The following is a 24,712-nucleotide window of genomic DNA, read 5'->3' as shown; positions in this document are numbered from 1 at the left end:
TTGCGCAATAATTACAGCCAGTTTACTCCTTTTTAACAAAAATGCAGGGTCATTCCCTGTTCCATGTGGACGCTTATTTGCTACTTTCGATGCCCGCTTTGGGCCCATAATCCCCGAGCAAACTGTGGATAAACGCCTTTTGCTGTTGTTCTCTATGTACCGTATGGCTCAGCGGAGCGTGGGTGCCGTCGTCGACAAAAAACTTAATATAGCGTCGATCCCTCAAGTTTTTGACAAGCGATAGCGCCGGTCTGACATCCAATACTTCGTCGTGCCGACCCAGAATAAATAACGCGGGCACCTCGGCAGCTCTTAGCGTATCGGCATAACGTTGGGGAGTGATGTAAGTGATATCCTCAGCAGAAAATTTGCGCTCAAAAAATGCCATGTCCCCGTTATATCTTCTTACCCGCGCCAAATGCGTGTGCAAATCAAGCAGCGGATTGACGACGATAATGCCGCAGATCTCCACCCCCGGAACCGGCTCTGCCGCTAGCAATTCCAGGGCCAGCGTTCCACCAAAACTACCCCCAGTTAACACCAGTCGTGCGCCCGGTAGGTAATGCTGAAGCCACTGCCGGACCGGCGTAATGGCTCCGGCGAGCACCTGCTTATCCACCATGGACCGATATGCCTGGCCAAACCCTGAAGAACCCGCGTAGTTAACGATGTGAAAGTTGACCTGGGCGGTAGTCAGCTCGCGGATCAGGTTTGGTAATCGTGGGGTGTCCCACTCGCAGGACTCCGGCCCGCCATGAAACATCAAAACATCAAGCTTCGGATTGTTACAGCCAATTAGCGAGGTGACCTTGATGCCGTGATGCTCGTGGTAACGACGACTCACCGACGGCTGCCCCGGGACAAGGGGATAACAATCTCCAGTCGTATTGTTCTGCACGTAAATCCCTTCCTGGGTACCGGTTATGTAGAGAAACAACGTTCCGGCCGCCAGTAATGGCGTTACTGTACCGTACAGTGATTCGTGCTCAAGCTGCAGTTCCCCTGTGACCCTATCGTAGCGGCACAGGCTTTGCTGTCCCGCTACGGCCCGCGTAAAAACGATGTCGTCGCTGCTGTCATCAAAAACGGCCTGCAGCATAATGTCATTTTCAGGCGTAAGGGTTTGAAGTTCGGTGATAGTCGGTGAATACCAGCAGATTGACATGCCACCTGGCGTCTCGACAGACAGCAGAACACCGTGCTGGGATAGGCTCAGCAAAGATGAAAAGTGGCAAATTTGTTCGTTTTTGTCTCTTCCCCACCGCAGCAGCAAGTTGTCTATCTCCAGAACGGCTTCATCGCCAAAATATACACGGCCGGGCCTAAGTGCTGCCTCTAATGGCGGGCCATTCCCGGAAATCAGATACGATACGGGTACATGATCCTCCGCCAGGAAAAGGCTTAATGAAACATTTCCGTCGCGGAAACTTACGGAGAAGTTTTCTACTGCCGCCGATATCTCCTCAGGCACCAGCCACTTGTCCGCTAACCGTAAACGCGTTATCGGTTTTTCACCCGTATCCTGCTGCGTAAGCGTGAAGAGCTGGCAGTGAAGATACAAATCGAAGGGCGCACGTCGGAGATTGGGTTGGAGCAGATTGCACAGGAAGAGATCGCCCTCAGGGTCAGACAGTATAATATCTTTGCCGTTAATACCGACGGGCGTTAGCCGGTGCAGCATATTTAGGCCGATTTCCATTGCCGATCCTCACTGAGTCGTGTGCAGCTGATGATCAACACAGAGGCCAGCGCGATGACAATAACGATCAATGAAGGATGCTGGACCAGCAGTCCGCTGTTATGCAACACCGGCATCGCTATACCGCCAAATATGTCACCACTCAGGAAGGCCGTCTGCCGAAGGCTCAAAACCATCATTGCGTTCTGCTGGCTGGCCATACCGATCTCAATCATGCTGAGCAGGAGGCTGTGCAGCGTCCTGAAGGCGTAGAAGCCAACAATGCTCAGGCTATAGAGTAATGTCGACGAATATCCAAGAAACACAAACGACAGATACAAAGGAACGATAGTAAGAAACGTCACAACCAACAGGGAAGTGCCTTTGCCGCTACGGCCAAACAGCCAGATATACAGGTTTTTTATCACCAGACCCATCACGATCCCAGCCGCAATGACCATCCCCACGGTGCTAACGGGAAGATGTAGCGTTTTCAGGTAGATTGGAACCAGTGGAATGATAACGGCCCAGCAGGTTCCATTGAGAAAAAAGGAGGCGAACAGCAGGCTGTAGAATGAACGGTTGAGCTGAAATAGCTGCCATGACGAAGGTTTGTCGTTCGTTCCCTGGTTCTTCACTACATTAGCGGAAAATGCCAGGTTACGGGGAATAAACAGTAAGGCTAGAGTGGTGAGTAGACCCGTTATCACCAGCGCATAACGGTATCCCTCGTTGCTGAAAAGCGCCACGGCTGTCACAAGTAGACCGGAAATCAAAGTGCCCAGGCTCTGGGAAACCGTGTTGATGTTATCGGTGTGGAGCACAACCGTATCGCGCTCTGCGGGCGGGGTTTCCAGTATCAGTGCTTTCAGAGAAAGACCGGTCACGCTGGCGCCAATGCCAGCGATCAGCCCAGTGAGGATCGCGACCCCTGTATTTATGGGATATGCCCTCAGAACCAAACCGAGAGCATAAAGAAGAAAACCTATCGTCAAGGCGGTTGTTAATCCCATACGCCTGATGATGCCGATATAAGCAACCGAAAGCGCGCCGGCCAGAGCCATCGCGACATAAGATGCCGAAAACAGCGAGAGTTTCCCCTGCATTTCCCAGTAGATCGGTTGAATGGTCTTCGACATCCACATAGGCAGCAGGAAAAGGATATTAAGAATATATACAGAGTTTCGCATCCGGCTTTAGCCTTCCAGTACTGCAATATTGTCGGCGATTTCCTGATGGTCAGGAAAGAGAGCGCGTGCCTGTCTTAGCAGCGCTAAAGCGTGCTCCGGTGACTGACGCAAGGTTTCTTCTGCCTTCAGTACCCACCATCCGGCTACTGTCGGCAGATGGCTGGAGGGAAGTAGCCGATCAAGATCCTGATACTGGCCGGAGAGGGACTGTATATACGCGTAGTTGTAGGCCGTCGTATCATCTCCCGTCAATTCCCATGCCAGTTTCGCATGTCGTTCAGCAGTCGGTAGATCGTCCTCGTCCATTTTCAGCAGGCTCAGGTAGTAATGAGTATCGGCGTGATAAGGGCTGACCGAGAGTGCCTCATTAAGACAGGCCCTGTAGCCAGCCAGGTCTCCTTTATCAAGAAGACAAAGCCCTAGCTCAAGATGGTATTCAGGGAAGGCATAATCAATGTCCAGAAGTTTACGATATGCACTAATCGCGTTGTCATAATCGCCCAATTTTTTATAGCACTGGCAGATATTATAGAGAATGACGGATTTATGCATGAAATGCTTACCCGCATGGGATGAGAGTGTTTCAAGGCCCCACTCTAATAATTCGATTGCTTCTCGAGTTTTTCCCTCCCGGAACATCACCAGACCGTATCCGTTACGGTTAAACACCGTATAGAAGTTACGCTCTTCTTCATCCAGACTATTGAGCCCACCATCGAGAATATATTGAAAAGCTTCTTCCAGCAGTTGCTTCCCCTTTTCAAGATTAATTTTGTTTTGCTTATGATGCCTGAGGTAAAGCATGGACAGAGGATAGTGGGTTACGCGTTGTACATTACAGAGAAGTCTACGCGTTTGGTTGACGGTTTGCGTTTGATCATTTTCATGTTTATATCCTTGTATAATAAGGGTTGTGTTTTTTCACCTGGACTGTTCTCCGGGTGTAAAAAAGTTAACGAAATTTACGAATTCCGTCAATTATTGACCGCCCTGAATTAACGGGTTGAAATTAAATGGTTTTTTTAAAGATTGACGTGTTAATTTATTGTTGTGCCTTATGAAGGGGGGAGTATTTACTGCAAAAATGTAAATAACAGTGAATATATTCTGGTTTCAAAATGTTTGTTAATAGTTGAATTATGCGTTTTCCTGCGACAGTTAATAATTTTTCTCAAACGACCGTCACTCAGAAATCGGTAAAATACTCGCTGGAAGCCCACAACTGAGCACGGCGGAGATGCGCAAACAAACCCGCCGTGCGGAAAATTACTTCACGAAGGTGCGTTTTACGCGTACTGACTTAATGAAATAGGGAACCCAAATCAGCGCGCCGATAATTGACGGCATAATTTGCCCGTAGTTGGTAATGTTCGCGCCGACGCCAAAATGCTCGATGGCAATATAGGTATCGGCCACGCGATAAACGACGATTAATAAAAGCAGGGCAATATAGGCAATAATCGTTCGGCGGCGGCGGGTGAAAAACAGCACCGTGGTATAAAGCCCCAGCAGCGCAAGAACGATCTGTCCGGCCAGCTCAAAGTAGAACAGCGGCATAAGCTGCGGCACGTTGGCGCGCACGGTGCCGAGCACGCTGAAGATATTGGTCACCGACACGATGTACATGATCATGCCCGCCACCAGCCCAAAGGCCGGTATCCACAGCAGGCCGCCGATCTTGCTTAGCTCTTTACGTTCGCAGGCGGCGCAGCTATCAGAATCCGACAGCGCGTCGTTGTCACAGGTAATACATTTCATCAACTCTATCCTTAAAGAAAAACACCTCATCATTAAGCGACCGTTCTGTTTGCCTGGCCGCCTTTTTTTTGTGGGGAATGGTGTACGTGATCCGCCTGTCGCTGTCAATAATACCGGCGAGCGCGTCAGATATGCCTTAAGTGAAATTAATGAGCTATGGTTTCTATTATTAAAACGCGTTTTTTACGGCGCGGCGTTTATTCCGGAACCGGCAGACCCTGGGCGATGAACCATTGTTCGAGCTTCGCAAGCTGGCGGATGTGGTAACCAATGGCCAGCTCTTCATAGAGCGTTGAGGGCGGCGCCTGCACGGGCGCGTCGGGGCGGGCACAAACGATCGCACGTCGGGCCTGTCGCCACGCCCGGCGTTTCATTTCCACTTCGTCTGGTCGGGTGACCCGATGTTTTGCCACTGGTTTTCATCTGTTATGGTTTTGTGAAACAGATTGTAACGCGCAAAGGTGACAATGAGTCATCCGATGACCGAATAAGCGTGGCGCAAAGCAAGCAAAATACGCTAAATTACGGATATATCTGTATAATAAGCACAATAAACATAGGGTTATGATGAGCAACGAAAGCCTGACAGATATCGCCTATCGTCACTTTGTGGAAAGTGTTAACGATTATGCCATCTATATGTTGAACGCCGATGGCACCATTGCCAGCTGGAACAAGGGCGCACGCAAGGCCAAAGGCTACGAGCAGGAAGAGGTCGTGGGGCGCTCTTTTGGGCTGTTCTATAGCGACGCCGACCGGCTCTCGGGGCTGCCGCAAAAGAACCTGGCGGCGGCGCTGAAAAACGGCAAGTTCGAGGGCGAGGGCTGGCGCTATCGCAAAGACGGCACCCGTTTCTGGGCGCACGTGGTTATCGACGCCATCTACGACGACGAACATAACCTGCAGGGCTTTGCCAAAATTACCCGCGATATCAGCGAGCAAAAAGAGGTGATCGACAAAATCTCTTACCTTGCCCGCTTCGACGCGCTCACCGGGCTGCCTAACCGCGTGGAGTTCTTTACCTTCGTCGAAAAGCTGTTTACCGAAAGCGACTACACGCGCATCGCCATCTGCACCATCGACCTGGATAAATTCAAGGATATCAACGATATAGAAGGGCACGTTGTCGGCGATCAGCTGTTGCAGCGCGTGTCCGCGTCGGCGCTAAAAATCCTTGCCAGGGATGAAATCGTCGCCCGCTTTGGCGGCGATGAGTTTGTCGCCGCCAAGCCCTATAACGACGAGCGGGAGCTGGTCGCCTTCACGGAACGGCTCCACGGCTGCTTTAGCGGCAAACACACGTTTTCGCACACCGAAATCAACGTCTCAGCGAGCCTCGGCGTGGCCATTTATCCGGATGATGCCACGGATATCAATAGCTTAATCAGCAATTCCGATCTGGCGATGTACCGGGCGAAGGCCAATCTCGACAATAAAATCTGTTGGTATGAAAAAGAGATGGACGACAAGACGCGCCAGCGCAACACCATGGCGGCGGATATTCGCAAGGGGATAAAAGAAGGGCAGTTCTTTATCTACTATCAGGAAAAGCGCTCGATGAAGGACAAATCCATCACCGGCTACGAGGCGCTGCTGCGCTGGAAGCACCCGGTGCTGGGGCTGGTGCCGCCCGACGAGTTTATCCCGATTGCGGAAGAAAGCGGGGCGATTGTGCCACTGGGCTACTGGGTTATTGAAAACGTCTGCCTCGAGTCGATGGCGAATAACGTCAATAAAAAGATCTCGATAAACATTTCCCCGGTGCAGCTGCGCAACCGTAACTTTATCGACAAGGTGCGCGAGATCCTGATGCGCACGGCCTACCCGCTGACGCTGCTGGAGTTTGAAGTCACCGAAACGGCTTTTATCGTCAATAAAAAGCTGGCATTCAGCATTCTGCACCAGTTCCAGAAGATGGGGATCAGCATCGCGCTGGACGATTTCGGCACCGGTTACTCATCGCTCAGCACGCTGCGCGAGTTCCAGTTCGACGTCATCAAGCTCGACCGCAGCTTCCTGACCAACGTCGAAAACAACTTCCAGGTGCGTTCGTTCGTGCGCGCGATTATCTCGCTGGGCAACTCGATCAACACGCCGCTGATCGCCGAAGGGGTGGAAACCTGCGAGCAGCTGCGCATTCTCGAAGAGGAAGGCTGCACGGAAATCCAGGGCTTCCTGTTCGGCAAACCCGTTGATATCAAGCACATTCACCGCTAGTTTTTTCCGCATCCTGATGAGCAGGTTACAAAATCGGACCGCCGTTTTGGTTTTGTGATCTGCTTAACTTTCCGAGGCTTATTTGCTACTTAGCCCACAGTTTCACGCCGCGCCGATAATGCTTTAGGTTCCGGGGCCGATGTAGTTTCTACAACATCTTCCTCAAAAGAGAACCCATGGACATGGCTACAAAAAAACGCTCCCAACATGGCGTAATTTCCTTCTGGCATCACATCCGGCTGGTCCCGCTGTTTAGCGCCATTCTCGGCGGCATTCTGGTGCTGTTTGCGCTGTGCATTGCGCTGGCGAGCTATTTCCTGATCCAGAGCGATAAGGCCCTGCAGGACGTCACGGAAGAGATTCAGGTTCGCATGGGGATCTCAAACAGCTCAAACCACCTGCGCACCGCACGGCTGAATATTATTCACGCCGGGGCCGCCGGACGCGTGGCGGACATGGACGACATGAAGCTGAACATCGCCGAGGCGGATAAACGCATAAAGCAGGCGCAGGAAGGGTTTAACGCCTACATGGAACGGCGGGTAAAAACCCCGGCAGACGAAGCGCTGGACGCCGAGCTGCGCACGCGGTTCGACGCCTACATCAAAACCGGCATGCTGCCGATGATGAAATACGCCAAAAACGGCATGTTCGAGGCGATCATCAACCATGAAAACGAGGAGGCCCGTAAGCTGGATGCGGACTACAACGCGGTGCTGCTAAAGGCCATCGCGATTCGCACCGAAAGGGCCACCGCGCTGGGCCAGGAAGCCAAAGCGCGCACGCGCCTGAGCGTAATGGTGATGGGCGGCGCGTTTGCCGTGGCGCTGTTCATGACGCTTTTCACCTTCGTGCTGCTGCGCCGGGTGGTTATCGGGCCGCTCCAGCAGGCCGCGACGCGCATCGAATCCATCGCCAGCGGGGATTTGACCCTGCCGGAACAGGCCTGCGGCAGAAGCGAAATCGGCAGGCTCAGCGAGCACCTTCAGAAAATGCAGGCGCAGCTTGCCGCTACCGTCGGCAGCGTGCGTGAAGGGGCCGAAGCGATTTACCAGGGAACGAGCGAGATATCAGCGGGCAATACCGACCTCTCGTCCCGTACCGAAGAGCAGGCCGCCGCGCTCGAGGAAACGGCGGCGAGCATGGAACAGCTGACCGCCACGGTGAAGCAGAACGCCGACAACGCCCACCACGCCAGCAGGCTGGCGGAAGACGCGTCGAAGAAGGCCAGCGACGGCGGGCGTATTGTCGCAGGCGTAGTGACCACCATGAACAACATCTCTACCAGCTCGAAAAAGATTTCTGAAATAACGGCGGTGATTAACAGCATCGCCTTCCAGACCAATATTCTGGCGCTTAACGCCGCGGTGGAAGCGGCGCGTGCCGGGGAACAGGGGCGCGGATTTGCGGTGGTCGCAAGCGAAGTGCGCACGCTGGCAAGCCGCAGTGCCCAGGCGGCAAAAGAGATCGAGGGGCTGATTAGCGCGTCCGTGTCGCTGATTGATTCCGGCTCGCAGCAGGTCGTACACGCCGGGGACACCATGAACGGGCTGGTGGACGCGGTTCGCCGCGTAACCGACATCATGCTGGAAATCGCCGCCGCCTCCGACGAGCAAAGCCGCGGTATCCAGCAGGTCGGCCAGGCCATCAACGAGATGGACAACGTGACCCAGCAAAACGCCTCGCTGGTGGAAGAGGCATCGGCGGCGGCGGTATCCCTTGAAGAACAGGCCGCACGCCTGACGGCCGCGGTGGGGATCTTCCGCGTCAACGCGCAGGCGAGCGCGCAGAAAATCGTGGCGAAGGCCGCAAAAGCCAGGCCCGCCGCCGCTTTACGGAGCGATGACAACTGGGCGACGTTCTAAACTTTATGGCGGGAGGCGCGTGCGCTTACCCGCCCATCGCACAAAATCCCCGCGCTCACGCTGCTAAATTACCCAACGGGTTGTATAAATAAAGAAATCGTCGCTTTTGCCGATGAGATACTGAGGCAGTCCATCCAACCACGGGAACACACCGCTGTGAGCATGATCCAAAATCTGATTAAAAAGGCCTTTGGGACAGTCAATGCCAACGAGGCAGCCAGCTTCTTAGCCAGCGCGTGCAACCGCATGAAATCCAGCAGCAGGGCGGAGATCCAGTCTGAAATCGAACAGGCGCTGTGCGGTGTGAACCTGAACCGTTTGGGCAGCCATGACGTGGGCATGATGGCGCGCCTGAAGGCGGCGGAAGCGGAGGCGGTGCAGCTGCGGGCTGAATTAAAAGCCGCCGCCGGCAAGGCCAAAACGAAAACCGTTTATCAGGACAATCCTGAAACCCTGCGGCGGTTAGCGGAGGTGCAAAGCGAGCTGGCCGCGTCACGCCTGAATACCGTTCCGCAGGCCGAGCTGCAACGGCTCACGGCGCGCATCGGCGGGCTGCAAAAAAACCTCGAAACCGAGCGCGAGCACCATTATCAGGAGCTGGCCCTGCTGCGTGAAACGCTACAGCGAAAAATGGCGGAGCAGGTGAGACAGACGCCGGACGGGCGGGCGCAGCAGGAGCTGGCTGAACGTATTCTCACGCTGCAACAGACGCTGGCCGCCCAGAAAGAGCAGCACGGCGCGGAGCTTGCCGAACTGCATGAAACCATGCAGCAGGACATGGATAACCAGCGGCAGCTGCGCGGCGAGCTGGTCAAAAACGGCAACGCGCTCATCGAAACGGTGCAGGCGCTGCAAAACCAGATTGCGGCCCTGAAGCAGCAGATTCACGACACCGGCGCGGAAGGGGACGCGGCGCGCACCGCCTATGAACAGGCGCTCCAGGCGCATCAGATCTATATCAACGTGCTGAAAAACGACATCGGCGAATTGACCGGCAAGAACAAAGACCTGCAAAGCAGCCTCGACGACAGCCTCGGTGAATCACAGGCGAGCCGCCTGCGTGCGGATGCGCTGCACCAGAAAACTCTCAGTCTGCAACAGAGTGTGGACGAGATGGCCGAAACCGCGCAAAATCGTGCGCTGGCATTTGATAACCTGGAAGCCGAGGTGTCTGTGCTTCGTGCCGCGCTTGAGCAGGAGCGCATCGATAACCAGCATAATTATTCGCTATGTGAAACATTGAGCCGCAGGCTTGAAGCTGCCGAAGCCGAACTCAGCCGTTCGAAAGGGTCAAAAAGCTTCATGCGCTGGATTACAGAGAAATAACTAACCCCGCAGGAAATATCAATGAGTTATCGTTTTACCCTTACCGCACTCGCGGCTTTTTCTCTTTTGGGCTGCGCTAAACCCGTCACGGGCGAACCGGCAGCCGATTTTACTACCGGTGAGACGCTCGTCACCGTTGAACATGCATGGACACGTACCGATGATGGCACCACCGTTTTCATTACCGTAGACGGCAAAGATGCGGCCGCGCTGAAGGTTGGCGAAAGCGTAGCGCTGCGCCTGCCGAAGGGCACCTACAAGATTGGCGGCTACGCCAGATCCCTGGTCGGCAAAGTCAGCGTCGCGCCGGTGGAGCTGACCACCACGGCGGACAGCGCCAAGGCCGTGGAGTACGCCGTGACCCGCAGCAAGCCGATGTTTAAAGAAGTGCCCGCTGACGACGACAGCAAGCCAGAAGCCGCGCCAAGCGCTTAATTCAGACTCACGTACCCGTCGCCCGACGGGTACGTCATCGCCCCATTCCCGCTCGCCACTTTAGGCACCCTCCGATATCGACCTTCATGAGGTTGATATATGATACGCATTGGTTTTTTTGACACGGAGGGGTTATGTTGACGACAACTTTCCCGGCCTTACGGGCAACAACCATCGGCGCGATTAACACCCTGGGGCAGTGGCTTGCCCGTAACGATTTTGCAGACAGGCCCAGGGCAGACGAAGCCGAACTCATTGTGCTGGCGGGTAACGCGGTGATCCCAACCGTGGACGCGGCCTGCGAACTTGCCGCGACGGGAGAACTCCCGCTGTTAATTACCGGCGGCATCGGCCATTCAACGACGTTTTTATACGGTGCGATTGCCGAACACCCGCGCTACAACACCCTTCCGACAACCGGCCGGGCGGAAGCGGCCATCCTGAAGGATATCGCCACGCAGTTCTGGAAAATCCCGGCGGACAAGGTCATCACCGAAGAGCGCTCCACCAACTGCGGCGAGAACGCCAGCTTTACCCGGCGCACGATGGCGGAGCGCGGCTTAACGCCCGCAAGCGTCATCGTCGTGCAGGACCCGACCATGCAGCGCCGCACGCTTGCCACCTTTGAACGCGTCTGGCAGGGCGAAGCGCACCGGCCGCAGTGGCTGAGCTGGCCCGGCATCACGCCGGTGATAGAAAGCGACGAGCGCACAACGCGCTTCACGCCGGATGAAAAAGGCATGTGGCCGGTCGCGCGCTATCTCTCGCTGATCCTCGGCGAGATTCCGCGCATCCGGGATGATTTGCAGGGCTACGGGCCGCAGGGGCGGGACTTTATCGTGCACGTTGATATTCCGCCGCAGGTCACGGAGGCCTGGCAAATGCTGCAAAACGATACGGCGTTATCGCACCTTATCGGCGAGCGGGGATGGTAGCGTTTTGGGGGACGATGACGTTTACCTTGTCGGATGGCGCTACGCTTATCCGACCTACCTCATCTTACCGTAGGTCGGATAAGCGTAGCGCCATCCGACATTTCAAATATCCACCCGGGGCCGCTATACAAACCGCCACCCGCCTCACATCACGCTAGTTTAAACACCGCCACCGTCTTGTTTAACGTCTGCGACTGCTCCTTCAGCGACATCGCCGCCGCCGATGCCTGCTCGACCAGCGCGGCGTTCTGCTGCGTCACCACGTCCATCTGCACCACCGCAAGGTTAATTTGCTCGATGCCACGGCTTTGCTCGCTGGTGGACACGGCGATATGCTCCATAAGATCCGTCACCTGCTTGATGGCGCTTGAAATGCGCATCATGCTTTCCCCGGCCTTGTTCACCAGCGCGCTGCCCATATTGACCTGCTCGCCGGACAGTTCGATTAGCTCCTTGATCTCTTTTGCCGCCACGGACGAACGCTGGGCAAGGTTGCGCACTTCGCTCGCGACAACCGCAAACCCGCGACCCTGTTCCCCCGCGCGCGCCGCTTCCACCGCCGCGTTAAGCGCCAGAATATTGGTCTGGAAGGCGATATCTTCGATGATGCTGATAATGCTGTCGATTTTGCCGGAGCTGGACTCGATATTACGCATCGAATCAATCACTTCCCCGACGATAGCGTTGCCGTCGTTGGCCGCGATCAGCATGCCGTCCGCCAGGCTGTTTGCCTGACGGGAGTTTTCTGACGTCTGCTTCACCGTTTCGGTAAGCTGCTCCATGCTGGCGGCGGTTTCCCCCAGCGACGCGGCCTGTTCTTCGGTGCGAGAAGAGAGGTCAGTGTTGCCCGCCGCGATCTCTTCCGAGGCGTAGGCAACGGTCTGGCTGGACTCGCGTACCTGGCCGATGATATGCGCAAGGGACTGACGCATCTTCTCAAGCGTGCGCATCATCTCGCCAACCTCGTCGTTAGATTTGGCAACGATTGGCGTGTGCAGCTGGCCGCCGGCGATTTCGCTACAGTGCCGCCGCGCGCTGTCCAGCTCGTTGAGCAGGCGGGTTTTCAGCAGGATATAAATTCCCGCCAGAATCGCGACAAACAGCACGGCGAAGAGGGCAATCGTCACCAGGCTCGAGCTAAAGCTGTCCTGAGCGCCTTTGTTGAGCTGCTGCGCGTACTGCTCGCGGAAGGCCAGCAGCTTATCCAGCGCGACTTCATACTGCTTGTCGAGCGCGGGAACGGTGGCGGTGACCAGCTCGCTAACGCGCTGGCGATCGTTTGCGGCTGCGGCATCCAGCAGCGGCTGTAAACCCTGTTCACGGTAGGCAAGAAACGCGGCCTGATAGGCGTCCGCAAGCGGCTGTTCGCCGCGCTGCTTCGGCGCTTGCAAATAGGCCTGGAAAGCGCCGTTGGCTTTGCCCAACACCGTTCTTGCGCCGTCCAGCGCAAGCTGCGCCTGCTCGGTACGCCCGCGCTGCATCTCCTCCATCGCCTCCATGGCGCGCACGCGCATGGTGCGGCTGTGGTTAATCGGATCGATAACCGACAGCACGACGCGGATTTCGCGGTTAACGTCATCAAGGGATTGGTTGCTGCGGGTTAAGGACCAGATGTTCGAGGCGGTGCTGGCTAAAAAAATGAAAAGCAGGATGCTGAAAACGAGAATAGAAAAACGCCTGACTGACATGGTAAATCCTTAAACATGAAAAAATATCATTCACGTCATCAAAGAACGTGAAGCTGTACTGCTCAAGAGATTTATCGGCAGAAGGCAAAAGATCTTGCTAGTTAAAGAGGAATAAACGTCATATTTGTGTCATGTAGCTGCTATATAAAACGGTGACTTCAATCCCTGGATGCGTATAAAAAACATGAAATTAAAGCCCATTGCCCTGATGTTCACCTGCCTGTTTCCTCTCTTGAGCCACGCGCAGGACGCGCAGGTTGACCGTTACGTTGTCACTTTCCCGCAGGGTGACAGCGTTGAATACAAGGGAACCTACGCCAGCGCATTCCCGAACGGCCTGCCGGTTGGCGTCGGCTCCGGCCTGCAGTTTGTCCGTAAAGACGGCAACGACCTGATTTTTGCCACCGTGACCGACCGAGGCCCAAACGCCGACTCGCCAAAGGCCGGTAAGAAAGACTCCAAGATCTTCACCAATCCTAAATTCACGCCGCTGCTTATGACCATTCGCGTGGGCGACGGCAAGGCGCAGGCAATTGACGCGCACGCGCTGCACGACGAGCAGGGGCCGATCGGCGGGCTGCCGCTGCCGGAAGGTTTGATTGGTGCGACCAATGAAATCGCGCTGGATGACGCCCTGCAGACGTTGCCTGGCGATAAACGCGGGCTGGACACCGAAGGCATCACGCCGGACGGTAAGGGCGGCTACTGGCTGTGCGACGAATACGGCCCGTTTATCGTGAACATTGACGCCAGCGGCAAAATCCTTAAGAAGTACGGCCCGCAGGCGGAACAAGGCGAGCAGGGCGTGGCGGGCGGTCTGCCGAACATCATCAAATGGCGTCAGGCTAACCGTGGCTTTGAGGGCATCACGCGCATGCCGGACGGGCGCATCATCGCGGCGGTGCAAAGCACGCTGGACATTGACGGCAAGAGCAAAAACAGCGCGCTGTTTACCCGCCTGGTGAGCATCGACCCGGCCACCGGCAAAACCGCGATGTACGGCTACCCGATTGACGCCGACGTCTATAAAAAAGCGAAGGATGCAAAAATTGGCGACATCGTGGCGCTGGACGACCATCGCATCCTGCTGATTGAGCAGGGCGGCGATAAAAACAAAGTTATGCGCAACCTGGTCTACGTGGTTGACCTCGCTCAGGCGAGCGATCTTAGCGCCTTCGATAAGGAGAAAGCGCCCGAGTTTAACGACGCGCAGCAGCTTAAAGAACGCGGCATCCGGCTCGCGGAGAAAAAAGAAGTCCTCGATTTACGCAGGCTGGGCTGGCAGCAGGAAAAGGCTGAAGGGATGACGCTTATCGATAACCAGACCATCGCCGTCATCAACGATAACGACTTTGGCCTACGGTCGGTGCTGGACAATCCCGACGCCAGCGGCAAAAAAGCCGATGATTATGAAGTGGATGGCAAGGGCCACCTGACGTTAGACGGCAAAGCGGTGGCGGCCAAAATCGCGCTGAAGCCGCTGGAAAAACCGGAATCGCAAAACGAGCTGTGGGTTATCAAACTGCCTGAAAGCCTGAAGTAAAGCGCCGGGGCTGCCTGCCGTTGTGGGCGGCCCCGCTGCTTATGATTTTTGAGAGAGTTGTGTGATGTATAAATAGTCGGTTTTTTGAGCAGTCCGTTCGTGATATGATTATTACGTTTTCACAACGAAAAGACTGAGGATTGCAATGAATACTGACATAACCCCAACCGCGCTTGCGTTTGAGTATCTCCGCCGGGAAGAAGAAACCCTGACTCCAGCCCAGTACCTGATTCGGTTCAACCAGCTCAAGCTGGAATTTGCCGACCTGATGGAGCTGACCTCCCTCGAACTGCGCGAAGAGATCTCCCACGCCTACCGTCTTGGTATTCATTGATATTGGTTATGCCGGGCGGACAGCACCGCGTTTTTCGCCCGACAAATCACTTAACCCTTAGCTATCCCCCTTCCACATTATCGCTTCGCCACACAGCCCCTCTTTTCAGCGCCTGCTGGAGAACGCCAGCAGACGGAATACCTTAACGGGTAATGACAAATAGCGCTTTGCAGCCAGGGCAAAGCATCGCCTGACCACGCTGGATTTTGCTGCTCGGCTGTTTGGATTTGTTACCGCACTGCGGGCAGGTAACGGTGGTCGTACTTTTGTCATTGATACGATTCATTGCATCAGCGAAGAATGACATGACGGGTAGCCTCTGAGAGAACGAGTGCCATTGTACCACGCATCCGGTTACCAAATGTTCGAGCCGGGCAGGCGATCCGCGCCTATCGCTCAGTTCCTGCCGTGTAATCTCTGGTTATCGCGCAAAACGTCGATCGCGGTCTGCATAGCAACCTTATCGTCGCGGCGTTTTTGCTGAGACTGGGTGACCTGCAGATATTCAAGAAGCGTGCGGGTATTGATCGGGCGGCCTGACTTGCTGACTTCAAGGACAGCGTTGCCAAGGATAATTTTGACCGGGGGCAGCTGGGCGGGGTACCAGTCCAGCGTGTCGTCTGACTTCATCGTAAAAATTCTCCGGGAAGGTTAGTGTACCACAGACGCCCCCCTCAGGTCAGGCCCGCTGCGCCCTCAACTGGTCGATAATCCAACGCCCGGCCGCACCAGGCGGCGCTTTGTTCGACCACATCACGTCAACGTCAATCAGCTGCGGCCAGCCCGGCACGGTGAGCTCCTGAAGAACGTCGTGCCCAAACTGCTCTACCAGCCAGCGCGGCAGGATGCCCCAGCCGAAGCCCTGTTCCGCCATTTCCAGCAGCATCAGCAGCGACGGGGACGACCAGAACGGCCCGCCGCCCGAGTTGCGCGACGGGTCTTTATAGGTTTTCAGGCAAAGCTGGCGGAAGGTGTGTAGCGTTTCCATCTCCACCGTTTTCAGCGCGGCAAGCGCGTGCTGCCTGTGGATGTAGATGGACATCTGCGCGCCCACCTGCAGGCGCGCGACCGTCACGTCCATTGGATAACGCTCCTGCACGCGCAGCACGCCGACGTGCGCTCGCCCGGACTGAATCAAATCAATCACGTCCTCGTCTTCGGCGATCAGGCATTCAAACTCGATTTCCGGGAAGCGCTCCGAAAAGCGTTTGAGAATTGATTCATGGTGGCTGGTCTGCCACACGTCAGACAGCACAAAGCTCAGGCGCGGCTCGACGTTCCCGGCAAGGCGCACCGACACCTCGTCCAGCCTTTCGCTGGCGGCGAGTATCGACTGCACGTAGGGTAAAACGTGGTGCCCCTGCGGCGTCAGCTCCGGCTGGCGGCTGCTTCTGTCGAACAGCACGATGCCCAAATCGGCTTCGAGATTAGCAATCGCCGTGCTGACCGTGGACTGGCTTTTCTTCAGCTTGCGTGCCGCCGCCGAAAACGAACCGGTTTCCACGGCCTGCAGAAAGGCTTCAAGGGATTCAGGAGAATATTGCATCATCTATCGCTTTTATCGATGGCTATTCATTTCATTGTATCAGTAATTGCGATGAGAATAGGGCGCATGGCACCACTATTGGAGTTAATCACTATGCATTCCCAAAAAAGATCGTTCACCGAACGCGTCGTTCACGCGGTAGGTTTTGAAGTCATCGCAATCGCAATCTGCGCGCCCGCCGCCGCGTGGATCATGAACAAGCCGCTGTTCCAGATGGGGGCGCTGGCTATTATGCTCTCCACCGTCGCCATGGTCTGGAACGTTATTTATAACGCCGGCTTTGATAAATTTTTCCCGATCGGGCGTAAACGCCGTCTGCCGCTGCGTATCGCTCACGCGCTGGGATTTGAAGGCGGGTTTATATTAATTGGCCTGCCGCTGGCGGCCTGGATGCTGGATATTTCCCTGCTGAAAGCCTTTATGGTCGAAATAGGTTTCTTCCTGTTCTTCCTGCCGTACACCGTGGTTTATAACTGGTGTTACGATGCGCTGCGCGCGCGCCGGTTAGAGTATATTGCCAGCCGTTGATTTGCTGTGAGAAGGCCGCCCCGTGCGGCCTGGCGCGCTCACCTTTGGCTTTGAGCACGGATGGCGAATATCCTGCCGTCAATATTAGGCATAATGTCCTTTTTATAATTAGAAAGACTTATGCCTATTAATTTTATTTTGAAGCGCCTGCTGTTTGTTATTATTAGCGTCGTTGCCGTTGTTTTAGGCCTGCTCATTTTGTTTAGCGACGTTATCTGGTTCCACGATTTTGTCCGCGAAAACTCCTTCACCGAAATTGCCCAGGAAAGCATCCTCTTTTTAATAGCGCTGCTGTTTTTCGCACACGCCAGGAAAGTCCCATCCCGTCGCCCGGTAAGCGTACTTATCGGCGGTTTTTTCACCTGCATGTTAATTCGCGAACTCGATTTCGCCTTTGATGAGCTTGCCCACGGCTCCTGGGTTTGGTTCGCGCTGGCGACCGCCGTCGCCTGTCTTGTCTACGCGTTCAGCAACAGGGAAAGGGCGCTTGAGGGGCTGGCCGCGTTCATGCGTCACCCCGCCTACGGCATGATGCTCTCCGGCCTGCTCTGCGTGCTGATCTTCTCCCGCCTGTTCGGCATGCACGAGCTGTGGCAGGGGCTGATGCTCGACGGCTACAACCGGCTGGTGAAAAATATGGTCGAGGAGGGTACCGAAATGTTCGGCTATATCCTCTGCCTGCAGGCGGCGGTCTGGTATCGGGCTACCGCAGGCCGAGGCTAGCTTTTAAACCCTACGCGCGACGATAAACAAACGCGGGAATAGCATCAGCACGCTGCCGTCCGCCTGCGTCGGGTAGGCCTGCTGCAACAGGTGGTGATAGCGCTCCAGAAATGCTTCCTGCTGGATGGCGTCAAGACCGGCAAGGTAGGGCCGCAGCCCGGTGGAGCTTAGCCATTCGATAATCGCGCGGTGCGAAGGCATCACGTGAAAGTAGGTGGTTCGCCAGATATCCACCAGGCAGCCCGCCTGGGCCAGCAGGTCGTAATAGTCATTGGCGCTCAGCAGCGCCTCACGTCCGGCCGGGGGATTGCCCAGCTCTGCGGCCACCTCGCGCATCAGCACATGCGTTGGCTCCTGCCAGTTATCCGGCATCTGCACCGCTAAAACGCCTTTCTCCGCAAGCTGATGAGCAAGATGAGGAAACAGAGTGCGGTGGTTGCCCAGCCACTGCAGCGAGGCGTTGGCGTAAATCACGTCCTGCTTCACGGCAGGCCGCCATTCGGCGATATCCACCAGCTCAAACGTGCAGCCGGGCAGCGCCGCGCGGGCCTTTTCAAGCATCGCGGGCGAGTTGTCCAGCCCGGCGATCGTTGCCTGCGGCCACGCCTGATGCAGCAGCGCGGTGCTGTTGCCGGGGCCGCAGCCTAAATCCGAAATGTGCCGTGCGTCGGGCGAGTGGATACGCGCGGCAAGCTCGGCCGCCGGGCGGGTGCGTTCCGCTTCAAACTGCAAATACAGCGCCGGGTTCCAGTCCTGCATTGGTTTTTCTCCTGTTTAGATTGCCATAAGCGTAGTTTATGCGCGTCTTTTGTAACATGGCGTCAACAATCAGGTAAGGGAATGATGCACCCTGTACGTAGGTTTGATAAGCGTCAGCGCGATCAAACGTAGCGGCCTATTTATTCTGCTTCCCCGCCTCGGCAAGCGTTGGCGTTTCATTAAAGAAGTTCCAGGGTTTGAGCAGCGCGTGCACCCATTCGGTTGGCATGATCGGCCACTCTTCGGCGCGGGCGACGTGGGTGGTGCCGGTGGTCATCCACACCACGTCGTCGCTGTTATCCAACGCCTGGTTGTCTTTGATGTACTGGCCGAGACCCGTATCGTGCGCGGAACGGTTCGGGTATTTGCCCTCCGAATAGCGCTCGTCCGGGCTGTAGCGCGTTACCCACAGCTGTTTATCCATAAAGCTCAGGCGGTGATAAATCCATTCGTCCGGGGCGAACTTCGCGCCCGTAGCCACCGGGTGGGTGCCGCCCGCGTAGGGGATTATCTGATAGGAAACCGGGTTGCCCATCCTGTTCTCTTTGCGGGTGTTGCTCAGCAGGCGGATGGTGCCGGGGTCGAACTTCTGCGCGGCCTGCTGCTCGGTGGAGATGTCGTACTGGTTAATCTGCATGGTGCTGGTGCGCGGGCCGCCTGCGGTATTCGGCTTCACCTCCGGGTCGAGCGCGACCAGCCTGTTGTTTTCGCCGTCCACGTCCAGATCGAGGCGGAAGTTATAAATATGCTGGTGGGTGGTGCCGACGATATTGTGGTCGATAAGCGTGCCGTAGCGGGTGTCGTCTTTGGCGGTGGCGTCGTGCATGGTTTTTGCCTGCACGCCCTTCACCGCCTCGATGCCCGTTGCGCCCGCGTCGATGCCGATGGTGCCGTTCTGGTGGAATACCCAGTCGAAGATGTAGTCGTAGTTGCCCACGGTGCTTATCCAGCGTACCACCAGCTCGCGCCGCTCGGTGCTGACGTTCGGCTGGCCCATCTCCTGGTGCTTATACTCCGGCCCGGCGTAGCGCTCAAAAATAGCCACCGCGTGCGGGATAGTGGTCGGTTTACCGGTGTAATCGGCGAGGGTTTCGTCCAGCAGCACCGCGTTGCCCGGCGCGTCTTTGCCGCGCGCGATTGGCGAGGTGAGCGTGCCCATGCCATAGTCGCCCGCGTCCAGATAGGCCTTAAAGTACCAGCCCACGTCCGGGTCGCCGTAGGGCACGATCATCCCGCCGAGCGATCCTTCGTACATAATCTTGCGCCTGGTGCCGCCGTCGTTATAGGTCACGGTGGACAGTATCGGGCCGACGCGCGAGTTCAGCCGCAGGTGGAAATCCCAGTTCTGCCAGTGAACGGTGTCGCCGGTGATGGTGTAGTTTTTGCCTTCCGGCTCGACGATATCCAGCGGCTTAAGCGGCGCGGCGTTCCGGTCGCGGCCATCATAGGGGCGCGGGTTCATCGGCACCGGAATCACCTGGCCTTCTTCGATTTTGATGATTTTCTTCTGCTCAAGATCGACCACCGCCACCAGGTTCTCAATCGGGTGCGCCCAGTAGTTGCCGTCGCCAACGTCCAGATAGCTCACCACCTTCAGCAGCCGCTGGTCCTGCTTCAGGCCGTCTTTACCGTCGAAATAGCCGACGGTCAGCGGGGTAGTGATTACCTTTTTCGGGTCGCTGACGCCGTGTTTTTTCAGCGCCTCTGCGAACTCCGCGCTGCCGTTGATTATCGACTGCACGCTTGCGAAATCATCCAGCAGCACCATGCCGTGCGCGCCGGGGATCGGCTGCCAGGCGAGAACCTTCCCGGCGTTCAAATCCACCACGCCTTCAATGATATGCGCGCCGTTGAGCATGATGACGTCGGCCTTGCGCGCGTCGGTCACCGCTTTGCCGCTCATCGCAAAATCCCACACCTGGTCTTTAGGCGGCTCGTGCAGCGATATTTCCGTAAAGCGCGTGCCGGGCTTAAAGCCAGGCGCGGCCTGAATAATAGAAACGGCTTTGGTTATTTCGTCGGCGGAAAGGGAATTAAGCGGATGCGGCTTTTTCTCTACCGCAAAAGTTTGATCGAGGCCGGACTGGAATACCTCGTTAATAAAGCCGTCTGAAATATACGCGGTTTTATCTTTAAAAATAACCGGCACTGCTAGCTGTAGCGTTTTACCGTTGACGATGGCGGAGTGGGCATTAGGTTTTACCTTCACATAGGCACCGTCTTTTAGAAGGGTAAACATCTGCGCGTAGTCGTCCCACTGCACGTCAGCGCCAAACGCCTTGAGGGTTTTTTCCATCGGCACCATATGCGCCTCGCCGCCGTGAGCAAGGGCGGCGGTTGAGGTCAGCAGGGCGATGGCTAAGGTGAGGGCTTTTTTTCCAGTCGTCAATGTCATGAATATCTCACTCCTGGCAGAGGTAAAGTTGTTTGCGAAACGGGCGTGAATGCAACATAACAACTTCCCAGCGAGGATATATTGTCGTGCCTGCCAATCATTTTGCTGACGTTGCCAAACTGTGTCGGAATACGCTTGTGTCGGGTGGCGCTGCGCTTACCCGACCTACGGGATTGGCTTATTCCGGGTGGCGCTGCGCTTACCCAACCTACGGGATTGGCTTATTCCGGGTGGCGCTGCGCTTACCCGACCTACGGGATTAGTTTATTCCGGGTGGCGCTGCGCTTACCCGACCTACGGGATTAGTTTATTCCGGGTGGCGCTGCGCTTACCCGACGTGCGGGGTTGGCTTATTCTTAACCGACGTGTGGTTTTATTTGTAGGGCGGATAAGCGAAAGCGCCATCCGCCGAAAAGCCAGGGTTACGCATTAAATTCCCCGGCCCTGCGCGCCACCAATGTCAAAATGGAATACAGCGCCACGGACTGCTGCTCTTGATTCATCACCTCAACCGCCCATTCCACGACGCCCACCGGCTTATCTTCCGGCGTTTTCTGCGGCTTGGCGGTTTTGCGCTTGCAGGTCAGCCGCACCTGCAGGGTATCGCCGATTTTCACCGGCTCGATGAAGCGCAGGTTCTCCATGCCGTAGTTGGCGATAACCGGCCCCACGCCTGGGTCAACGAACAGCCCGGCGGCGGCGGAAACCACAAAATAGCCGTGCGCCACGCGTTCGCCGAAGAACGACTCCGCCGCGCCGATTTTATCGACGTGGGCGTAGAAACGATCGCCGCTGAGGTTGGCGAAGTTGGCGATATCCGCCTCGGTAACGGTGCGGCGGGCGGTCAGCAGGCTCTCGCCAATCTTCAGATCTTCAAAGTGTTTACGGAACGGGTGAACGGCGTCTGACTCCACCGCCGCGCCGTAGCTCCACTGCCTGCTGATCGCCGCCAGCATCGTCGGGCTGCCCTGAATCGCCGTGCGCTGCATGTAGTGTTTAACCGCGCGCAGGCCGCCAAGCTCTTCGCCGCCGCCCGCGCGACCGGGGCCGCCGTGAACCAGCATCGGCAGCGGCGAGCCGTGGCCGGTGGATTCGACGGAAGACGCCTGGTTCAGCACCTGAATACGCCCGTGCGCGCGGGCCGCGCCCAGAATGAACTGCCGCGCGATGTTGCCGTCCGCCGTGACCAGCGTGCCCGCAAGGCTACCCTGGCCCGCTCGCGCCAGCGCCATCGCATGTTCCGCATCGCGATACGGCATCAGGGTGGCGACCGGGCCGAAGGCTTCCAGCTCGTGAACCGCAGGCGTTTCGTCCGGCTGGTGGCAAACCAGCAGCGTCGGCGGGAAGAACGCGCCGCGCAGGCCGGTATCGGCCTTGCCGCCCGTCACCGCCATACACCCGGCGGCAATCAGCCGATCCACCTTTTGCTGCACGTCGTCGCGCTGCTCGAGGCTCACCAGCGCGCCCATTCTGACGCCTTCCTGCGCCGGGTCGCCGGGCTGGATTTTTACAAGCTTCGCCTTCAGCGCCTGGGTGACGTTTTCAAGCTGGTTTTGCGGCACGATGATGCGCCGTATCGCGGTGCATTTTTGCCCGGCTTTCGCCGTCATTTCGCGGACCACTTCGCGGATAAACAGCGCGAATTCGGGCTGGTATGGCGTGACGTCTTCGGCCAGCACGCAGCAGTTAAGGGAGTCGGCCTCCATGGTGAACGGAATGGAGCGGGCGACGATATTTGAGTGACAACGTAACCTTTGACCGGTGCTGGCAGAGCCGGTAAAGGTCACCACGTCCTGCTCGTCGAGCAGATCCAACAGGTTGCCGACGCCGCCGCAGATCAGGCTGATAGCCCCGTCCGGCACCAGCCCGGAATCGACGATCGCCGTCACCATCGCATGGGTAAGCTGCGCGCTCGGCGTGCCCGGTTTAACGATCGCCGGAACGCCCGCAAGCCAGGTCGGCGCAAGCTTTTCGAGCATGCCCCAGCACGGGAAGTTGAACGCGTTGATGTGCAGCGCCACGCCGGATTTTGAGGTCAGCACGTGCCGCGCCGCGAAGCCGCCCTGTTTGGACAGTGGGATCGTTTCGTCTTCCGGCCACAGCACGTCGTCCGGCAGCTCGCGGTTGCCCATGCCCGCGTAGGCGAACAGCGTGCCGATGCCGCCTTCAATATCGACCCAGCCGTCCGCGCGGGTGGCGCCCGTCTGGTACGAAATCTCGTAAAACGACTCTTTCTGCGCCAGCAGGTGCTTCGCCACGGCTTTGATCATCGCCGCGCGCTGGACGAACGTCATGGCGCGTAGCGCTTCGCCACCCTTATCAATAGCGAAGCGGCGCGCCTGCGCCATATCCAGCCCGGCGCTGGTTACCTGATACAACGCCTCGCCGCTAATTGCATGATTAATCGTCCGTTCTTCACCGTGGCCGCGCGTCCATTTACCCGCCAGATAGCTTGTTAACTGTTGCATCACGTTCTCCACTAAGCATTACGTTTAATGGATTCAATGGTTGATTTGTGAATCATAAAAATCAAGTTGTAATTTAATAATTTATTAACAATGTGATTTCGTCGATTTGTCGTGTGTTTTTTAAGTTATTAAATATTAACAATATATGTAAATTTATCGTGATAATGCTCACAAAGCATGCGTGTTAATTTTGCTGTTTTGGTTAACTTATCGGTAACTTTTAATCATTAAGTGATTCATCAAAACGCATTTGATGAGTTTAATTTGAATCATAAAAGGTGATGACGTGACAGAACAACAGCGCTTTGATGAGCGAATCGCGCAGGAAATCGCGATTGAGCCGCAGGACTGGATGCCGGAGCACTACCGTAAAACGCTGATTCGCCAGATCGGCCAGCACGCCCACTCCGAAATCGTCGGCATGCTGCCGGAGGGCAACTGGCTGACCCGCGCGCCGAGCCTGAAGCGCAAGGCCATTCTGCTGGCCAAGGTGCAGGACGAGGCGGGGCACGGGCTGTACCTCTACAGCGCGGCGGAAACGCTCGGCTGCGCCCGCGAGGACATCTACCAGAAGATGCTCGACGGCAAGATGAAGTACTCGTCGATCTTTAACTATCCGACGCTGAACTGGGCGGATATCGGCGTCATCGGCTGGCTGGTGGACGGCGCGGCAATCGTTAACCAGGTTGCGCTGTGCCGCACCTCCTACGGGCCTTACGCCCGGGCGATGGTGAAAATCTGCAAAGAAGAGAGCTTCCACCAGCGTCAGGGTTTTGAGGCCTGCACCGTGCTGGCGAACGGCAGCGACGCGCAGCGCCAGATGCTGCAGGACGCCATCAACCGCTTCTGGTGGCCCGCGCTGATGATGTTTGGCCCCAACGACGACAGCTCGCCGAACAGCGCGCAGAGCCTCGCGTGGAAGATCAAGCGTTTCGGCAACGACGAGCTGCGCCAGCGCTTCGTGGACAACACCGTGCCGCAGGTCGAACTGCTCGGCATGACCGTGCCGGACAAAGATCTGTTCTGGAACGAGGCCACCGCGCACTACGAGTTCGGCGCGATCGATTGGGACGAGTTTAACGAGGTGATCGCCGGCCGCGGTTTGTGCAACGAGGAACGCCTCGCCGCCAAGCGCAAGGCGTGGGAAGAGGGCGCGTGGGTTCGCGAAGCCGCATTGGCGTATGCCGCGAAGCGTGCCGGGTGACGATGCAATGTCGGATGGCGCTGCGCTTATCCGACCTACAAACGCCGAACCCGAGCGCCAACGTAAACGCCGAACCCGTAGGGTGGATAAGCGCAGCGCCATCCACCAAAAGAACGCCGA

Annotated in this window: 21 protein-coding genes; 10 read left to right on the top strand and 11 right to left on the bottom strand. The window is 56.5% G+C overall.

The annotated features are described in order from the left end of the window. Window positions 1–73: 73 nt before the first annotated feature. The 4 genes from ACSPHG_RS12765 to ACSPHG_RS12750 all read right to left on the bottom strand — a co-directional run bounded on the left by ACSPHG_RS12765 (window position 74) and on the right by ACSPHG_RS12750 (window position 4,626). Complete coding sequence (locus ACSPHG_RS12765) at window positions 74–1,699, bottom strand: alpha/beta hydrolase family protein (protein WP_435953890.1); 1,626 nt, start codon at window positions 1,697–1,699, stop codon at window positions 74–76. Next, window positions 1,684–2,868, bottom strand: a complete 1,185-nt coding sequence (locus ACSPHG_RS12760) for an MFS transporter (protein ID WP_435953889.1) — start codon at window positions 2,866–2,868, stop codon at window positions 1,684–1,686. Before ACSPHG_RS12760 ends, ACSPHG_RS12765 begins: the two co-directional genes overlap by 16 nt. A 6-nt stretch (window positions 2,869–2,874) precedes the next feature. After that, window positions 2,875–3,672 (bottom strand): tetratricopeptide repeat protein, encoded by a 798-nt coding sequence (locus ACSPHG_RS12755; protein ID WP_435953888.1) that lies wholly within the window; start codon window positions 3,670–3,672, stop codon window positions 2,875–2,877. 462 nt (window positions 3,673–4,134) lie between these two features. Beyond that, complete coding sequence (locus ACSPHG_RS12750; protein WP_435953887.1) at window positions 4,135–4,626, bottom strand: DUF2569 domain-containing protein; 492 nt, start codon at window positions 4,624–4,626, stop codon at window positions 4,135–4,137. A 567-nt stretch (window positions 4,627–5,193) separates the two neighbouring features. Between ACSPHG_RS12750 and ACSPHG_RS12745 the strand changes: the two genes are divergently transcribed. From ACSPHG_RS12745 to ACSPHG_RS12725, 5 genes are all read left to right on the top strand, one after another. Beyond that, window positions 5,194–6,843 (top strand): putative bifunctional diguanylate cyclase/phosphodiesterase, encoded by a 1,650-nt coding sequence (locus tag ACSPHG_RS12745; RefSeq protein ID WP_435953886.1) that lies wholly within the window; start codon window positions 5,194–5,196, stop codon window positions 6,841–6,843. Between the two features lie 182 nt (window positions 6,844–7,025). Then, on the top strand, window positions 7,026–8,708 hold the full coding sequence (locus tag ACSPHG_RS12740) for a methyl-accepting chemotaxis protein (RefSeq protein ID WP_435953885.1): 1,683 nt from the start codon (window positions 7,026–7,028) through the stop codon (window positions 8,706–8,708). Between the two features lie 156 nt (window positions 8,709–8,864). After that, window positions 8,865–10,034: a coiled-coil domain-containing protein gene (locus ACSPHG_RS12735; RefSeq protein WP_435953884.1), complete on the top strand. Its 1,170-nt coding sequence runs from the start codon at window positions 8,865–8,867 to the stop codon at window positions 10,032–10,034. 21 nt (window positions 10,035–10,055) lie between these two features. After that, window positions 10,056–10,469 carry a hypothetical protein gene (locus ACSPHG_RS12730; protein WP_435953883.1) on the top strand — a complete coding sequence of 138 codons (414 nt, stop codon included), beginning with the start codon at window positions 10,056–10,058 and terminating at the stop codon, window positions 10,467–10,469. Window positions 10,470–10,603: 134 nt separating this feature from the next. After that, entirely contained in the window at window positions 10,604–11,404 is an 801-nt protein-coding gene (locus tag ACSPHG_RS12725; RefSeq protein ID WP_435953882.1) for a YdcF family protein, read from the top strand. Between the two features lie 149 nt (window positions 11,405–11,553). Here the strand turns inward: ACSPHG_RS12725 and ACSPHG_RS12720 are convergent, their stop codons facing one another. Next, a complete protein-coding gene (locus ACSPHG_RS12720; RefSeq protein WP_435953881.1) occupies window positions 11,554–13,092 on the bottom strand; it encodes a methyl-accepting chemotaxis protein in 1,539 nt (512 codons plus the stop codon). A gap of 184 nt (window positions 13,093–13,276) precedes the next feature. Here ACSPHG_RS12720 and ACSPHG_RS12715 point away from each other — a divergent pair, with 184 nt between their 5' ends. Beyond that, window positions 13,277–14,635 carry an esterase-like activity of phytase family protein gene (locus ACSPHG_RS12715; protein ID WP_435953880.1) on the top strand — a complete coding sequence of 453 codons (1,359 nt, stop codon included), beginning with the start codon at window positions 13,277–13,279 and terminating at the stop codon, window positions 14,633–14,635. 145 nt (window positions 14,636–14,780) lie between these two features. Next, window positions 14,781–14,969 (top strand): YdiH family protein, encoded by a 189-nt coding sequence (locus ACSPHG_RS12710; protein WP_435953879.1) that lies wholly within the window; start codon window positions 14,781–14,783, stop codon window positions 14,967–14,969. Window positions 14,970–15,111: 142 nt separating this feature from the next. Here ACSPHG_RS12710 and ACSPHG_RS12705 read toward each other — a convergent pair whose 3' ends face one another. The 3 genes from ACSPHG_RS12705 to ACSPHG_RS12695 form a co-directional block, all read right to left on the bottom strand. Next, window positions 15,112–15,276: a YnfU family zinc-binding protein gene (locus ACSPHG_RS12705; protein ID WP_435953877.1), complete on the bottom strand. Its 165-nt coding sequence runs from the start codon at window positions 15,274–15,276 to the stop codon at window positions 15,112–15,114. 89 nt (window positions 15,277–15,365) lie between these two features. Then, window positions 15,366–15,599 carry a hypothetical protein gene (locus tag ACSPHG_RS12700; RefSeq protein WP_435953875.1) on the bottom strand — a complete coding sequence of 78 codons (234 nt, stop codon included), beginning with the start codon at window positions 15,597–15,599 and terminating at the stop codon, window positions 15,366–15,368. A gap of 49 nt (window positions 15,600–15,648) precedes the next feature. Then, window positions 15,649–16,515, bottom strand: coding sequence for a LysR family transcriptional regulator (locus ACSPHG_RS12695; RefSeq protein ID WP_435953874.1), 867 nt, complete (start codon window positions 16,513–16,515; stop codon window positions 15,649–15,651). Between the two features lie 93 nt (window positions 16,516–16,608). On the opposite strand from ACSPHG_RS12695, the gene ACSPHG_RS12690 reads away from it, so the two are divergent. Together ACSPHG_RS12690 and ACSPHG_RS12685 are read left to right on the top strand one after the other, a co-directional pair. Continuing rightward, window positions 16,609–17,043, top strand: a complete 435-nt coding sequence (locus ACSPHG_RS12690) for a multidrug/biocide efflux PACE transporter (RefSeq protein WP_435953872.1) — start codon at window positions 16,609–16,611, stop codon at window positions 17,041–17,043. A gap of 120 nt (window positions 17,044–17,163) precedes the next feature. Then, the gene (locus ACSPHG_RS12685) at window positions 17,164–17,766 is read left to right on the top strand and encodes a hypothetical protein (RefSeq protein WP_435953870.1); all 603 of its coding nucleotides are present in this window, start codon (window positions 17,164–17,166) and stop codon (window positions 17,764–17,766) included. A gap of 3 nt (window positions 17,767–17,769) precedes the next feature. Here the strand turns inward: ACSPHG_RS12685 and tam are convergent, their stop codons facing one another. The 3 genes from tam to paaZ all read right to left on the bottom strand — a co-directional run bounded on the left by tam (window position 17,770) and on the right by paaZ (window position 23,388). Beyond that, window positions 17,770–18,525 carry a trans-aconitate 2-methyltransferase gene (tam, locus tag ACSPHG_RS12680; protein ID WP_435953868.1) on the bottom strand — a complete coding sequence of 252 codons (756 nt, stop codon included), beginning with the start codon at window positions 18,523–18,525 and terminating at the stop codon, window positions 17,770–17,772. Between the two features lie 136 nt (window positions 18,526–18,661). Further along, the gene (gene tynA / locus ACSPHG_RS12675) at window positions 18,662–20,920 is read right to left on the bottom strand and encodes a primary-amine oxidase (RefSeq protein ID WP_435953867.1); all 2,259 of its coding nucleotides are present in this window, start codon (window positions 20,918–20,920) and stop codon (window positions 18,662–18,664) included. 422 nt (window positions 20,921–21,342) lie between these two features. Further along, a complete protein-coding gene (gene paaZ, locus ACSPHG_RS12670; protein WP_435953865.1) occupies window positions 21,343–23,388 on the bottom strand; it encodes a phenylacetic acid degradation bifunctional protein PaaZ in 2,046 nt (681 codons plus the stop codon). Window positions 23,389–23,674: 286 nt separating this feature from the next. Here paaZ and paaA point away from each other — a divergent pair, with 286 nt between their 5' ends. Next, complete coding sequence (gene paaA, locus ACSPHG_RS12665; RefSeq protein ID WP_435953863.1) at window positions 23,675–24,592, top strand: 1,2-phenylacetyl-CoA epoxidase subunit PaaA; 918 nt, start codon at window positions 23,675–23,677, stop codon at window positions 24,590–24,592. Window positions 24,593–24,712 lie beyond the last annotated feature (120 nt).

Origin of the sequence: Dryocola baronae, assembly GCF_051297175.1 — a bacterium.
GTDB lineage: Bacteria > Pseudomonadota > Gammaproteobacteria > Enterobacterales > Enterobacteriaceae > Dryocola.
The sequence above is the reverse complement of the archived record's forward strand: the minus strand, read 5'-3'. Positions and strand labels throughout refer to the sequence as shown.